General features: G+C 70.8%; 15 protein-coding genes. 9 read left to right on the top strand and 6 right to left on the bottom strand.

The genetic code is table 11. From position 1 onward, the window contains the following. The first annotated feature begins 67 nt into the window (after positions 1 to 67). The gene (locus tag ACFWXC_RS36340) at positions 68 to 991 is read left to right on the top strand and encodes a LuxR C-terminal-related transcriptional regulator (protein WP_384485539.1); all 924 of its coding nucleotides are present in this window, start codon (positions 68 to 70) and stop codon (positions 989 to 991) included. Here the strand turns inward: ACFWXC_RS36340 and ACFWXC_RS36345 are convergent. Further along, positions 976 to 2,211, bottom strand: coding sequence for a DUF4241 domain-containing protein (locus tag ACFWXC_RS36345; RefSeq protein ID WP_384485541.1), 1,236 nt, complete (start codon positions 2,209 to 2,211; stop codon positions 976 to 978). The two genes, ACFWXC_RS36340 and ACFWXC_RS36345, sit on opposite strands and share 16 nt — an antisense overlap. Positions 2,212 to 2,380: 169 nt before the next feature. Here ACFWXC_RS36345 and ACFWXC_RS36350 point away from each other — a divergent pair, with 169 nt between their 5' ends. Further along, positions 2,381 to 3,121 (top strand): class I SAM-dependent DNA methyltransferase, encoded by a 741-nt coding sequence (locus ACFWXC_RS36350; protein WP_384485543.1) that lies wholly within the window; start codon positions 2,381 to 2,383, stop codon positions 3,119 to 3,121. A gap of 58 nt (positions 3,122 to 3,179) precedes the next feature. Here the strand turns inward: ACFWXC_RS36350 and ACFWXC_RS36355 are convergent, their stop codons facing one another. Together ACFWXC_RS36355 and ACFWXC_RS36360 are read right to left on the bottom strand one after the other, a co-directional pair. Continuing rightward, entirely contained in the window at positions 3,180 to 3,443 is a 264-nt protein-coding gene (locus ACFWXC_RS36355; RefSeq protein WP_384485545.1) for a hypothetical protein, read from the bottom strand. A gap of 44 nt (positions 3,444 to 3,487) precedes the next feature. Next, entirely contained in the window at positions 3,488 to 3,964 is a 477-nt protein-coding gene (locus tag ACFWXC_RS36360; RefSeq protein WP_384485547.1) for a MarR family winged helix-turn-helix transcriptional regulator, read from the bottom strand. Positions 3,965 to 4,127: 163 nt separating this feature from the next. On the opposite strand from ACFWXC_RS36360, the gene ACFWXC_RS36365 reads away from it, so the two are divergent. The 5 genes from ACFWXC_RS36365 to ACFWXC_RS36385 all read left to right on the top strand — a co-directional run bounded on the left by ACFWXC_RS36365 (position 4,128) and on the right by ACFWXC_RS36385 (position 8,776). Next, positions 4,128 to 5,348, top strand: a complete 1,221-nt coding sequence (locus tag ACFWXC_RS36365) for an MFS transporter (RefSeq protein WP_384485549.1) — start codon at positions 4,128 to 4,130, stop codon at positions 5,346 to 5,348. A gap of 219 nt (positions 5,349 to 5,567) precedes the next feature. Then, positions 5,568 to 6,350, top strand: a complete 783-nt coding sequence (locus ACFWXC_RS36370; RefSeq protein WP_384485573.1) for an aldo/keto reductase — start codon at positions 5,568 to 5,570, stop codon at positions 6,348 to 6,350. 83 nt (positions 6,351 to 6,433) lie between these two features. After that, positions 6,434 to 7,453, top strand: coding sequence for an aldo/keto reductase (locus ACFWXC_RS36375; protein WP_384485551.1), 1,020 nt, complete (start codon positions 6,434 to 6,436; stop codon positions 7,451 to 7,453). After that, positions 7,450 to 7,863, top strand: a complete 414-nt coding sequence (locus tag ACFWXC_RS36380) for an SRPBCC family protein (protein WP_384485553.1) — start codon at positions 7,450 to 7,452, stop codon at positions 7,861 to 7,863. The genes ACFWXC_RS36375 and ACFWXC_RS36380 overlap by 4 nt, the downstream gene beginning before the upstream one ends. A 91-nt stretch (positions 7,864 to 7,954) precedes the next feature. Beyond that, the gene (locus ACFWXC_RS36385) at positions 7,955 to 8,776 is read left to right on the top strand and encodes an alpha/beta fold hydrolase (protein WP_384485555.1); all 822 of its coding nucleotides are present in this window, start codon (positions 7,955 to 7,957) and stop codon (positions 8,774 to 8,776) included. 13 nt (positions 8,777 to 8,789) lie between these two features. On the opposite strand, the gene ACFWXC_RS36390 is transcribed toward ACFWXC_RS36385, so the two are convergent. Further along, on the bottom strand, positions 8,790 to 9,218 hold the full coding sequence (locus ACFWXC_RS36390; RefSeq protein ID WP_384485557.1) for a secondary thiamine-phosphate synthase enzyme YjbQ: 429 nt from the start codon (positions 9,216 to 9,218) through the stop codon (positions 8,790 to 8,792). A 104-nt stretch (positions 9,219 to 9,322) separates the two neighbouring features. Here ACFWXC_RS36390 and ACFWXC_RS36395 point away from each other — a divergent pair, with 104 nt between their 5' ends. Beyond that, positions 9,323 to 10,399: an NAD(P)-binding domain-containing protein gene (locus ACFWXC_RS36395; protein ID WP_384485559.1), complete on the top strand. Its 1,077-nt coding sequence runs from the start codon at positions 9,323 to 9,325 to the stop codon at positions 10,397 to 10,399. A gap of 99 nt (positions 10,400 to 10,498) precedes the next feature. Here the strand turns inward: ACFWXC_RS36395 and mltG are convergent, their stop codons facing one another. Together mltG and ACFWXC_RS36405 are read right to left on the bottom strand one after the other, a co-directional pair. Further along, positions 10,499 to 11,422: an endolytic transglycosylase MltG gene (mltG, locus tag ACFWXC_RS36400; protein WP_384485561.1), complete on the bottom strand. Its 924-nt coding sequence runs from the start codon at positions 11,420 to 11,422 to the stop codon at positions 10,499 to 10,501. 100 nt (positions 11,423 to 11,522) lie between these two features. After that, entirely contained in the window at positions 11,523 to 13,490 is a 1,968-nt protein-coding gene (locus tag ACFWXC_RS36405) for an ABC transporter ATP-binding protein (RefSeq protein ID WP_384485563.1), read from the bottom strand. Between the two features lie 94 nt (positions 13,491 to 13,584). Here ACFWXC_RS36405 and ACFWXC_RS36410 point away from each other — a divergent pair, with 94 nt between their 5' ends. Next, on the top strand, positions 13,585 to 14,037 hold the full coding sequence (locus tag ACFWXC_RS36410) for a MarR family winged helix-turn-helix transcriptional regulator (protein WP_384485565.1): 453 nt from the start codon (positions 13,585 to 13,587) through the stop codon (positions 14,035 to 14,037). Positions 14,038 to 14,144 lie beyond the last annotated feature (107 nt).

Here is a 14,144-nt window from a genome sequence, read left to right on the forward strand (position 1 = left end):
CATGCGACAGCGCGCTGTCGCATGGGTATGCGTATAACTGCGTAGGGGCAGGGGCAGAGAGGAACACGTGTTACACAGGCTGGACAGGGCCTACGAACGCCTCACCGGGCTGGCCGTGGCCGCGTTGAACGAGCGCGAGCCCGAACGGCTGTGGCCGCTGCTCGCCGACGCGCTGACCGACCTGTGCGGCGGCGAGACACTGATCTACAAGCTGGACGACTGGAACGAGGGCAACGGCACGCTCGGTATGTCGGCCGCTGCCGCCGCCGAGTTGGACCGGCTCGGCGGCGAGGCGCTGGGCGTGCTGCGCTCGGGCTACCCGTTCGCCCACCACTACGCGGCCGGCCCCGGGCGGGCGCCCGTCACGGCCCGGCGGCTCGCGGGCGAGGCCTGGGTGGCGAGCGAGACCGCGTGGGTGCTCGGCCGGGCCCTGGACCTGGACCAGGTCCTGGCGCTTCCGCTGCCGGGGACGGTCGCGCCGATCACCGGCTGCCTGGTCTACCGCTCCGGCGCGGACTTCACCGAGGACCACCTACGGACCGCCCAGCGCGCCCAGCCGCTGCTGGCCGCCGTCGAGCAGCAGCGCCAGCTGCTGGAGCAGTGGCGCCGGTTGGCCGCACCGGCCGGTGAGCCGGAGGAGCGGGCGGCGGACTGCGCGCTGACGCCCCGTGAACTCACCGTCCTGCTCCTGCTCACCGACGCCCTGACGGCGGACGCGATCGGCCGGCGCCTGGGCATCTCGGCCCGCACGGTGCACAAACACATCGAGAACATCTACCGCAAGCTCGGCACCCGTGACCGCCTCAGCACGGTCCTGCACGCTCAGCGCCTGGGCCTGGTGCCCGCGCCCGACCGGTCGGCGGGCAGAAGGCATGCGCCGGACCGCGGGCGTGCGCCGGGCCAGGTGCGTCTGCCGGTCCGCGGGCAGTCACCGGGCGGTGGGCGCCCGCAGGGCAGCGGCAGGCCGCCGGAGGGTCACAACGGCCGGTAGTCCGAGAGCCATCCGGTGACCACCACGGCGGAGACCACGTCGCCGGAGGCGGCCCGGCCCAGCCACACCGACCAGGTTCCGTCGCCATCGGTGCAGAAGGTGACCAGGTCGCCGCCGGTCTTCTCGTCGGCGACCCGCAGGGTGCCGTTCCTGACCTCCTCGACGCCGTCGTCGCCGTCCCCGTCGAAGTGGCGGCGGTAGGCCGCGGACAGCGTGTCCCAGCCGGAGGCGTCGGCGAAGGAGCCCTGTGCCGCGTCGGTGCCGAATCCGTAGGCGTGGCCGTCCAGCAGCAGCCGGGGGTCCTCTCCCTCCCCGAGTCCCAGCTCCCAGGTGACCGCCGGTTCGTCGGAGATCAGCAGTCGTATCAGGGGCTCTTCCGTCACGGGGAAGGGTTCGCCGTAGTAGTCGCCCTCACCGACGAGCACGGCCGTCTGCAGGGGATATTCGCCGGGCGGGATGCGCTCGGTGAGTTCCCTGGGGGTGCCCGTCAGGGGGTCGGCGACCACGAGCCGACCGCTGGGCACCCGGAGCGTGGTGATCTCCTCGACCCGGTCGACGGTCACCTCGCCGTCGCTCTCGGTGACGAAGGTGTCGCAGGCGAACCGGTTGCCCGGCCGGAGGAGTTCCTGCACATCGAACTCCGGTCGATAGGGCCGGGGCGCTCTCCACAGGGATGCCGGCGACTCCTGTCCCTGGCCGGGCTCGTCCGGAGCGGATGCCGGGGACTCGTCCTGGCCGTCGGCCGTACCGACCCCGAAGGCCTCCCGGGGAATCCACCACTGCGCTTCCGGCAGATCCTGCCGGCCGTGCCGGGACGAGCCGGTATCGCCCTGCTCCTCGACAATGCACTCGGCCTTCTCGCCGGGAGTCAGATTCAGCGTGGTCCGCCAGGCGTCGCGGGCCCGGTCGGGCTGGTCCGGTGTGGCGTAGCGCCGCTCCACGACCTGCCGCAGGAACAGCCGGCCCGGCTCCAGCAGCCGCAGGTCGAACTCGCGGGTACGGCGCCCCGACTCGTCGTACATCCAGTGCCCGACATGGTGGTCGGACCAGGCCACGAGGTACACCTCCACGGGCTCGGCCCGTCCCGGCTCCCGGTGGATCACCACATACGGCTCGCCCGCCTCGTCCCGCCGCCGTGCCTCTGCCGCCGAGAGCGACCGGTACGGGCGGCGGGTCCCGGCGTCCCAGCCCTCCGCGTACGAGATGTCCACCGTGGTCATGTCCCCCACCCGATCTGCCCTGATCCGTCCGTACGACCGCTGTGGTCCGTCCGTACGACCGCTGTGGGAAAACCGTACCGACCGCCACTGACAACGCCGGGTCAAAGGGCCCCGGGGGCAGCGATATTGCGTGGACGACGGCTCCGGCAACCCGGCAGAGTGGGCGCCCATGACGAGCAGTGAGCTGTGGAGCCGCGCCGAGGCCGCCCGCTACGACGCGGAGGAGACCGTGATGACCTCGGCCGCCGTACTCGGTCCGACCGTGGACTTCCTCGCCGCACTCGCCGGAGACGGGCGGGCGTTGGAGTTCGCCATCGGAACGGGCCGGGTCGGTGTTCCGCTCCGGGAGCGCGGGGTGCCCGTGGTGGGCATCGAGTTCTCCGAGCACATGGCGGCCGTGCTGCGCCGCAAGGCCGACGCCGAGACGCTGCCGGTGGTGGTCGGGGACATGGCGACGACCACCGTGCCCGGCGAGTTCTCCCTGGTCTATCTCGTCTACAACACGATCTCGAACCTGCTCACGCAGGACGAGCAGGTCGAGTGCTTCCGCAACGCGGCGCGGCATCTGGCGCCCGGCGGCCGGTTCGTGATCGAACTGGGCGTGCCGCCGCTGCGGCTGCTGCCGCCCGGGCAGGTCGCGGTTCCGTTCGACGTCTCCGCGGGGCACATCGGTTTCGACACCTTCGACCTGGTCGGGCAGATCCTCGTCTCGCACCACCTCACCCGCGACGGCGAGGACGGCCGCTACCGCCGTGGCGACTCCCGGCACCGGTACGCGTGGCCGGCCGAGCTGGATCTGATGGCCAGGATCGCGGGGCTCGAACTGGAGCGACGCGTCGCGGACTGGGACGGTTCCGCGTTCACCCAGGAGTCGTCGAAGCACATCTCCGTGTGGCGCAGGCCGGCGTAGCCGGTGCAGCGCGGGGTCCGGCCGGCCCTGGGCTCGGCCGTGAGCGTGGTGCGCGCCTTCACGACAGGTCGATCGGAGCGGGGTTCCACCTGTACCGCGCGTCGGCCTCGTCCTTGAGGAGGACTCCGGCCTGGGCCATCCGGTCGAGCAGGTCCACCAGCAGGTCGCCCAGCGGATATCCGTCCATCCAGAACATCCGCTTCACTTCGGAGAACTTCTGGTCGCGCGGAAAGACACCGAGGAACACCCCGAGCCGAAACGCCGCGACGTCGTAGTCCAGCCAATCGGCCAGCACGTCCCTGAGTTCCACGCTGTCTCCCACCGCGTTCTCCTCGTCCGTTCATCGAGCACGACGCGCCCAGGATCTCAGCAGCGGAAGTTCGCCTCGTTCTCCGTGTCCGGTCGCCGGACGACCCGTACGAGCGGGGCCAGGTCGGGCTCCGACGCGGCGGCGTCGAGCGCCTCGCGCAGCGCCTCGTTGTTGGTCGGTCGAGCCGCTTCCAGCAGGGCGAGGCCCGCATCGGAGACGTTGGTGTAGATGCCCCGCCGATCGGTCGGGCACAGGTAGCGGGAGAGCAGGCCCCGGTCCTCCAGGCGCGTGACGAGCCGGGTGGTGGCGCTCTGACTGAGGACGACGGCATCGGCGACCTGCTTCATCTGCAGGTGGCCGCCGTCCCCGTCGTGCTGGCGGCTGAGGACGTCGAGCAGGGAGTACTCGCGCACGCTGAGGCCGTGCCCCGCCTGCAGGGCCCGCTCGACGTGCGCCTCGATCCTGCCGTGCAGCAGGGACAGCGCGCACCAGCCCTGAGCGAGGGCGGTGAGCGCGGGGTCGGTGGCGGTCATGTGGCACCTGTCCTTCCGTGAGGGCCCTCGGAGCCCTGTCAGAGCCTTCCGAGAGCCCGGCGATGCGTACACCACTATACCGCGTTTGCAATTAACCCGCGCATGCAATTATTGTGGTCGCTCGTAAGGCGCTACCGCAACGTCCCCTCGGAAGGTTACTTCCATGCCTCTCGCGCTCCTGGCCCTCGCCATCGGGGCCTTCGGCATCGGCACCACCGAATTCGTCATCATGGGTCTGCTGCCCGACGTCGCCGCCGACTTCGGTGTCTCGGTGCCCACCGCCGGATTCCTCGTCACCGGATACGCCCTCGGCGTCATGTTCGGCGCCCCGCTCATGACGGTCCTCGGCACCAAGATCTCCCGCAAGAACATGCTCATGCTGCTCATGGGCCTGTTCATCGTGGGCAACGTCATCTCGGCCGTCGCCCCCGTCTTCGCCGTCATGCTCCTCGGCCGTGTGGTCGCCTCGATGGCCCACGGCGCGTTCTTCGGCATCGGCTCCGTCGTCGCCGCCGAACTGGTCGCCCCCGAGAAGAAGGCCGGCGCCATCTCGATGATGTTCACCGGCCTGACCGTCGCCAATGTCGTCGGCGTACCGCTCGGCACCTTCGTGGGGCAGAGCGCCGGCTGGCGCACCACCTTCTTCATCGTCGCCGCGCTCGGCGTCGTCGGCCTCGCCGGCATAGCCAGGCTCGTCCCCGACATGCCGAAGCCGGAGGGCGTACGTCTGCGCCACGAGGTGGCCGCGTTCAAGAACGTCCAGGTGCTGCTCGCGATGGCGATGACGGTGCTCGGCTTCGGCGGGGTCTTCGCGGCCATCACGTACATCGCGCCGATGATGACCGACGTCGCCGGTTATGCGGAGTCGTCCGTGACCTGGCTGCTCGTCCTGTTCGGCCTCGGCATGGTGGCCGGCAACCTGACCGGCGGAAAGCTCGCCGACCGCAGGCTGATGCCGATGCTCTTCACCTCGCTCGGCGGCCTGGCGGTGGTTCTGGCCCTGTTCACCGCCGGTGCGCACAACAAGGTCACGGCTGCCGTCGCGGTGTTCCTCATCGGAGCCCTGGGCTTCGCCACGGTGCCGCCGCTGCAGAAGCGCGTCCTGGACTACGCACACGGGGCGCCGACCCTCGCCTCCGCTGTCAACATCGGTGCCTTCAACCTCGGCAACGCGCTGTCCGCCTGGCTCGGCGGCATCGTCATCGCCGCCGGCTTCGGCTACACCTCGCCCAACTGGGTCGGCGCGGTCCTCGCCGCCGCGGCCCTGGTCCTGGCCGTCGTCTCCAGCACCCTGGAGCGCCGTTCCCCCGAACGCCACGCGCCCGCCGCCGCGCCGCCCCGGGCTCCGGCCGCGGCCGAGCGGCCCGCCGCCGCGCACCACTGACCGTGCGCCGCTGACCGTGCGCCGCCGACCGCGCACTGTCGACCGCGCAACCGCTGACCGCGCGCCGACGACGCACAGCACAGACCATCGAAGACGTACCCACAGACCGTCCTCCCCTCCCCATCGCCCCATCACCATCGGCGATCAGCAAGATCGACAAAGACAAAGGAGAACATCGTGACCTCCCTCCCCACCGTCACCCTCAACAACGGCGTCACCATGCCCCAGCTCGGCTTCGGCGTCTTCCAGGTCCCCGACGAGGAGACCAGCGCCGCCGTCGCCGGCGCCCTGCGGGCCGGCTACCGCAGCATCGACACGGCCGCGATCTACGGCAACGAGCGCGGCGTGGGCCAGGCGCTCGCCGACTCCGGCATCGCCCGCGACGAGCTGTTCGTCACCACCAAGCTGTGGAACGCCGACCAGGGCTACGACACCACGCTCGCCGCCTTCGACGCCTCCCTGGACAAGCTCGGCCTCGACCACGTCGACCTGTACCTCATCCACTGGCCGACCCCGGCCCGTGACCTGTACCTCGACACGTGGCGCGCGCTGGAGAAGCTGTACGCCGACGGGCGCACCCGCGCCATCGGCGTCTCCAACTTCCAGCCCGCACACCTGGAGCGCCTGCTCGGTGCCGCCTCGGTCGTCCCGGCCGTGAACCAGATCGAGCTCCACCCGGGCCTCCAGCAGGCCGAACTGCGCGACTTCCACGCCCGGCACGGCATCGCCACCGAGGCGTGGAGCCCGCTCGCCCAGGGCGCCGTCCTCAAGGACGACGCGGTCACCACGATCGCCGCCGAGCACGGCAAGAGCCCGGCCCAGGTCGTCCTGCGCTGGCACCTGCAGATCGGCAACGTGGTCATCCCCAAGTCGGTCACGGAAGCCCGTATCCGCGAGAACTTCGACGTCTTCGACTTCGAGCTCAGCCCGCAGGAGATCGACGCGCTGACCGCGCTCGACCGCGGCATGCGCACGGGCCCGGACCCCGACACCCTCAACTAGCCGACCACCAGGGCCGACGCCCCACCGAGAACGACTCCCCCTTCGTACCCCCCACACGCAGTAACGCAGATTGAGGCACCACCATGAGCATCCGCTCCCTCCTGCCGGGCCGTATCGGCTTCGGCACCGCACCGCTCGGCAACATGTTCCGCGCCATCCCCGACGAAGAGGCCGCCGCCACCGTGCAGGCAGCCTGGGACCAGGGCATCCGCTACTTCGACACCGCGCCCCTGTACGGTGCGGGCCTGGCGGAGATCCGGCTCGGCGACGTCCTCGCCGACAAGCCGCGCGACGAGTACGTCCTGTCCACCAAGGTCGGCCGGATCATCCTCGACGAGGTCGAGGACCCCGCGAGCCGTGAACTCGGCGAGAAGGGCGCTCTGTTCGAGCACGGCCGCCCCAACAAGATGGTCAACGACTACAGCGCCGACGCGACGCTGCGCTCCGTCGAGGACAGTCTCAAGCGCCTCAGGACGGACCGCCTCGACATCGTCTGGGTCCACGACATCGCCCAGGACTTCTACGGCGACGACTGGGTCGGCATGTACGAGAGCGCCCGCACCGGTGCGTTCCGCGCCCTGACCCGGCTGCGCAACGAGGGCGTCATCAAGGCCTGGGGCCTTGGCGTCAACAAGGTCGAGCCGCTGGAAATGACGCTGGACCTGGACGAACCGCGACCCGACGCGTTCCTGCTGGCCGGCCGCTACACGCTGCTCGACCACTCCCGCGCCCTCCAGCGCCTGCTGCCCGCCGCGACCGAGCAGGACGTCGACATCGTCGTCGGCGGCCCCTACAGCTCCGGCATCCTCGCCGGCGGCAGCCACTTCGAGTACGCCGAGGCGCCCGCCCACATCGTCGACAAGGTCGGCCGGATCAAGACGCTCGCGCAGCAGCACGGCATCGGCATCAAGTCCGCCGCCCTCCAGTTCGTGCTGGCCCACCCGGCCATCGCCGCGGTCATCCCCGGCGCGACCCGGCCCAGCCGTATCGCCGAGGACCTCGCCGCGCTGGTCCAGGACATCCCGTACGGCTTCTGGAAGGCCCTGCGCGAGCAGCAGATCATCGCGCACGACGCGCCGGTCCCCCTGAAGGACGCGTCATGACCGCCGCCCACGTCACCCTCGACGTGCGGCAGCCCGCCGACCAGGTCTGGCAGCTGATCGGCGGCTTCGACTCCCTGCCGGACTGGCTGCCGTACATCACGGAGAGCCGGCTCAGCGAGGGCGGTCGGCTGCGCACGCTGACGAACGCCGAGGGCGGCGTCATCGTCGAACGCCTCGAAGCCTTCGACGAGACAGAACGCGGTTACACCTACTCGATCGTGCAGGCCCCCTTCCCCGTCACGGGCTACCGCTCCACGCTTCAGGTCGTCGACCGCGGCGGCGACGGATCCCGGGTGGAGTGGTCGGGCACCTTCACCCCGGACGGCGTCACCGACGCCGAGGCGACCGCACTCTTCGAAGGCATCTACCGGGACGGCCTGGCCGCCCTGGCGGAGACACTCGCCGCCTGACCGGGACGGGCGACAGCCGACGAGAGGGGCCGGGATCCCAGCGATCCCGGCCCCTGGGCCGTTTTCCAAAGTGGAGCGGTTCCCTTATTGAGTGGCACGTGCGCTGTCGTCCTGCCAGCATCTGCGGATGCTCACCCTCACTGATGATCTTGGCAACCTCTCCTACGTCGTCGCCGGCGACGGACCGCCCGTCGTCCTCGTGCACGCCGGCGTCGCCGACCACCGCATGTGGGACGCGGTCGTGCCCGACCTGGCGAAACAGCACACCGTCATCCGGTACGACCTGCGCGGCTTCGGTGAATCCGCACCACCGACCGGCCCGTTCAGCGAGACCGACGACCTGAACCGTCTCCTGGACCACCTCGGCCACGAACGTGTCCGGCTCGTCGGCGCGTCCTGGGGCGGCCGCGTGGCCGTGGACTTCACTCTCGCCCACCCGGGCCGGGTGCACTCCCTGGCGCTCTTCTCCCCGCCATGGCCGGGATACCAGTGGTCTGCGGAAATGATCGCGTACGACGAGGCGGAGACGGCGGCCCTGGCCTCGGGCGACCTGGACGCCGCCGTCCGTATCAACCTGGACATGTGGCTGCGCGGGCCGGCTCGGCGCTGGGAGGACGTCCCCGCCGGACTGGCCGACCAGCTCCGCGGCCCGCTGCGGACGTCGCTGGTGAACCAGGGCGTTGTCGCGGAGCACTCCCAGGGCGCCGCACCCGGCGACATCACCGCCGTCTCCGTTCCCACACTGGTCGGGATCGGCAAGCTCGACGTCGCCGACTTCCAGGACATCGCCCGGCGCTACGCCTCCGAGATCCCCGATGCCACCCTGGTCGAGTTCGCCAACGCTGCTCACCTCATCGCACTGGACGCGCCCGCCGAACTCACCGCGCTGCTGAGCCCGTTCCTCGCCCGCTAGTGGATGACCGCGTTCACGTCTGTCCCAGGAAGCTCAATCTCACCTGACGGTTGACGTTGGAGATGTTGGTGTCGACCAGGCACACCGACTGCCAGGTTCCCAGTGCCAGATGGCCGTCGATCACCGGAAGGGTGGCGTGCGGGGGCACCAGGGCCGGGAGGACGTGGTCGCGGCCGTGACCGGGGCTGCCGTGCCGGTGCTGCCAGCGGTCGTCGGCGGGAAGCAGGGTGTGCAGGGTCGCCAGCAGGTCGTCGTCGCTGCCGGAGCCGGTCTCGATGACCGCGATCCCGGCCGTCGCGTGCGGCGTGAAGACATTCAGCAGGCCGTCGCGGCCGGCCGCGGCCTCGCGCAGAAAGGCCTCGCAGTCGGCGGTCAGGTCGACGACCCGCTCGCGGGTCCCGGTGGCGACTTGGAGCACTCGTGTGGTGAAGGCATCCGGCATTGCCCCATACTCGCCCATCCTCGCCCGCGCACCCGCCCCGCAGGGCCGCCGGTGCGGGCGGCCGTGCCGGGAAGATCCCCGGCCGACCCCCTGTTGGTAGAAACGTGAACAACGTGCGCGAGGTCGAGGCAGTCGTCATCGGCGCTGGTCAGGCCGGTCTGTCCAGCGCCTATCACCTGCGGCGCACCGGTTTCGAGCCGGACCGCGACTTCGTGGTCCTGGACCACTCCCCCGCCCCGGGCGGCGCCTGGCAGTTCCGGTGGCCGTCGCTGACGTACGGCAAGGTCCACGGGATGCACGCGCTGCCGGGCATGGAGCTGACCGGGGCCGACCCGGCACGGCCGTCCGCCGAGGTCATCGGTGAGTACTTCGCGGCCTACGAGCGCGCCTTCGACCTGCGGGTACGACGACCCGTGCACGTCCGCACGGTCCGCGAGGGCGACGGCGGACGGCTGCTCGTGGAGACGGACGCCGGGGACTGGTCGACGCGGGCACTGATCAACGCCACCGGCACCTGGGACCGGCCGTTCTGGCCGCGTTACCCGGGCCAGGAGACCTTCCGCGGGCGGCAGTTGCACACCGCGCAGTACGCCGGGCCCGAGGAGTTCGCCGGGAAGAAAGTGGTGGTGGTCGGCGGCGGGGCCTCCGGCACCCAGCTTCTCCTGGAACTCGCCCCGTACGCGGCCGCCACCACCTGGGTCACCCGGCGTCCGCCGGTCTTCCGCGAGGGGCCCTTCGACGAGGGCGCGGGCCGGGCCGCGGTGGCGCTGGTGGAGGAGCGGGTACGGCAGGGGCTGCCGCCGAGGAGCGTGGTCTCGGTGACCGGTCTGCCCCTCAACGATGCCGTCCGGCAGGGTCTGAGGGACGGTGTCCTGGACCGGCAGCCCATGTTCGACCGCCTCACTCCGGACGGGGTGGCATGGAACGACGGCCGGCATGTCGATGCGGACGTCGTCCTCTGGGCGACCGGTTTCCGCGCCGCCCTCGACCATCTGACGCCGCTGCGGCTGCGCGAGCCGGGCGGCGGGATCCGCGTCGAGGGGACCCGTTCGGTCGCGGATCCCCGGGTCCACCTCGTGGGGTACGGCCCCTCGGCCAGCACCATCGGCGCCAACCGCGCGGGCCGCGAAGCCGTCCGGGACATCGGGCGGCTGCTCGCCGGGAAACCGGTCGCCGCGTGACGCGCGATGCGTGGTGAGTCACGCGTCGTGCGATACGCGTCGTGCGATACGGGTCGTGCGACACGCGTGGTACGTGACGACGCGTGACGTACCGGCGTCTCAGCTGGACGGCTGCGGCACCTGGGGCGACTTCTGGGCCTTCTTCTTCCGCTCCGCGTTGAACTCGGCGACATTGCGCTGGTGTTCGGCGTAGTCGGCGGTGAACCGCGTGTCCCCCGGCTTGACCGTGACGAAGTACAGCCAGTTGCCCGGCGCCGGGTTCATCGCGGCGCGCATGGCGTCCTCGCCCGGGTTGTCGATCGGGCTGGGCGGCAGACCCATGCGCTGATAGGAGTTGTACGGGTTCTCGATACGGGTGTCGTCCACCGTGGTGTCGAGGGTGCTGCGGTTGAGGCCGTAGTTGAGGGTGGAGTCCATCTGCAGCGGCATGCCGCTCTGCAGCCGGTTGAGGACGACCCGGGCCACCTTCCCCATGTCGGCCTTGTTCGCCGCTTCGGCCTGGACGATGCTGGCGATGGTCACCGCCTGGTAGACGTTCATCGCGTCGCGCTGCGCGCCGGCAGCGATCGGCGCCCCGTCGAACCTCTGGTTGGCGGTGTCGACCATGAACCGCAGCACGGACTGCGGGGTCGCGTCCTCCGCCAGGGGATAGGTGGCCGGGAAGAGATAGCCCTCCGGGTTGCCCTCGGCATCGCCCGGCAGCTTCAGGCCCGCGGTGCCGATGGACCCCTTGGTGCTGCCGGCGGGGAGGTCGAGTGCCTTGTCGACGGCGTCGTAGATCTGGGTCGCCCGCCAGCCCTCCGGGATGACCAGGGTGGCGGACCTGGCATCCGCGCCGTGGACCAGGGACAGCAGCGGCACCGTCACGGCGGCGCCCGCCACGACGACGCCGGCCACGACGAGGAGGAGCCTGCCCCGGCGCGTCAGCCGGATCGCCTTCCGCCGCATCGCCCTCGGCCGGATCGTGTTCCGTCGGACCGCGCTCCCTCGGACCGCTTTCCGGCGCGGAGTGTTCATCTGCATGCAGGAACGTTAGCCCGCATATCATCACAAACCCGACATATCGTCAGCTTGTCGACCTCACGTTGCCGACTTCACGTCGGGCGAGTTCACGTCGGCGAGTTCACTTCGCCGACTTCAGCTTGTCGGCGGAGTCGCCCACCGGCGCGCCCGGTCGCCCCCGGTCGCCCCGCCGCCGCCCCGGGCGTCTCGCCGCCTCCCACGCGGCCGCCTCGCCGTTTCCGGCCGGCCCCTCCCCCGCGGTCTCCCCCGCCGTCTCCGCTGCCGCCGCCGTCTCCACCCGGGCGTCCCGGCGCACCAGCGCCGCGTACCGTCCGTCGAGTTCCAGCAGTTCCTCGTGCGTGCCGCGCTCGGCCACGTGACCGGAGTCGAGGACGACGATCTGGTCGGCGCCGCGGATCGTGGACAGCCGGTGGGCGATGGTGACGGTCGTCCGGTTGGCCGACAGGGCGTCGATGGCTTCCTGGACGGCGTGTTCGGTGCGGGTGTCCAGGGCGCTGGTCGCCTCGTCGAGGATGAGGACCGGCGGGTCACGCAGGATGGTGCGGGCGATGGCCAGCCGCTGCTTCTCACCGCCCGAGAAGCGGTGACCGCGTTCGCCGACGACGGTGTCGTAGCCGTCGGGCAGTGCGGCGATATGGTCGTGGATCTGGGCCGCGCGCGCGGCCGCGTGGAGTTCCTCCTCGGTGGCGTCCGGCTTGGCGAAGCGCAGGTTGTCGGCGACCGAGGCATGGAAGAGGTACGTCTCCTGGGAGACGACGCCGACCGTGCGGGCGAGGGTGTCGAAGTCGAGGTCACGGACGTCGACGCCGTCCAGGGTGACCCGGCCGCCGGTGACGTCGTAGAGCCGGGGCACCAGGTAGCCGAGTGTGGACTTGCCGGCGCCGGTCGGGCCGACGATCGCCAGGCTGCCGCCGGCCGGGACGGTGAGGTCGATGCCGTCGAGGACGGGGCCCACCTTGTCGTTGTGCCTGTCGTATCGGAACTCGACCTCCTCGAAGCGGACCTCGCCCTTCACCCGGTCGAGGTGGACCGGCTCGTCCCGCTCGGTGATGTCGATGGGCAGGTCGAGGTACTCGAAGATGCGCTGGAAGAGCGCGAGCGAGGTCTGGATCTGGACGCCGGTCTGCAGCAGGCTCACGGCCGGGCGGAACAGGCCCTGCTGGAGGGAGACGAAGGCGACGATGGTGCCGAGCGAGATCTGCGGGCCGCCCAGGTGGAGGGCCATGCCGGCGGTCCAGTAGATGACGGCGGGCATCGCGGCCATCACGATCGTGATCACGGCCATGCGCCAGCGGCCGGCCATGTTCGAGCGCACTTCCAGGTCGACGAGCTGCTCGGACTCCTCCGAGAAGGAGGCGGTGAGCGAGTCGGCGCGGCCCATGGTCCGGCCGAGCAGGATGCCGCTGACGGAGAGCGACTCGGTGACCGTGGCGGCCATCTCGGCCATCTGCTTCTGACGCTGGGTGGTGATCTTCTTGCGCTCGTTGCCGACCCGGCGGCTGATCCACACGAAGGCCGGGAGCAGGACCATCGAGACGACGGTGAGCCGCCAGTCGAGGGCGATCATCGCGACGATGGTGGCGACCACGCTGGTCAGGTTGGAGACCAGGGAGGTGGCCGTCGAGGTGACGGTGGCCTGCATGCCGCCGATGTCGTTGGCTATGCGGGACTGCACCTCGCCGGTGCGGGTGCGGGTGAAGAAGGCGAGCGACATGCGCTGGAGGCGGCCGTAGACGGCGGTGCGCAGGTCGTGCATGACGCGCTGGCCGACGGTGGTGGATATCAGCGTCTGCAGGACGCCGAAGACGCTGGTGAGGACGGCGCTGAGGATCATGCCCAGCGCCAGCAGGCTGAGCAGTCCGGTGCGGCCCTGCGGGATCGCGGTGTCGAGGATCGCCTTCAGGAGGAAGGGCGCGGCGACCGAGACCAGCGAGGCGGCGCCGACCAGCAGGCCGACGATCGCGAGCCGGCCGCGGTAGGGACGGAAGAGGGCGAGGATGCGGCGCACCTGGCGGGGCTGTCCGGCCGATGTGCCGTCGGGGGTCCAGTTGATCTCGTCTCGGGGCATGGCTCCTACGGAGGGTGCGGTGTGTACGGACTCACGGAGCATAGCTCACTGTTACCTATACTCACAATGAACATAGTCCTGATATTGTTCCCGTATGAGCACCCCCGACTCCGACGGCCCGCTCGCCGAGCAGTTGCTACGCCTCACGCGCCGGGTGTGGCGTATCCAGAAGCGCCATCTGCAGGCGCGCGATCTGGGCGTCACCCCGGCCCAGTCTCGGCTGCTGCGCACCCTCGCGCACTACGACACTCCCCCGCGCATGGCCGACCTCGCCGAGCGGCTCGAGGTGGTGCCGCGCGCGGTGACCACGCTGGTCGACGGCCTGGAGGCGAGCGGCAAGGTGTGCCGGGTGGCGGATCCGACTAACCGCCGGGTGACCCGGATCGAGATCACCGACGAGGGTCGCGAGACCCTCAGCGAGCTGCGGGCGGCGCGGAGGTCCGCGGCCGAGGAGATCCTGGCCCCGCTGTCGGAGGAGCAGCGCGAGGTGCTGGGCGGCCTGCTGGACACGCTGATCGACGGGACGGCGGCCGCGAAGCGCTGCTGAGACATGACGGGGCGGCTCCCCTCCGGGATTCCGGAGGGGAGCCGCCCCGGTTGCGCACGTCAGCGTTAGGACACCGACACCTAGGCCGGTACCAGCGCGGGCCCCAC

This window comes from Streptomyces sp. NPDC058683 (assembly GCF_042716195.1).
GTDB lineage: Bacteria > Actinomycetota > Actinomycetes > Streptomycetales > Streptomycetaceae > Streptomyces.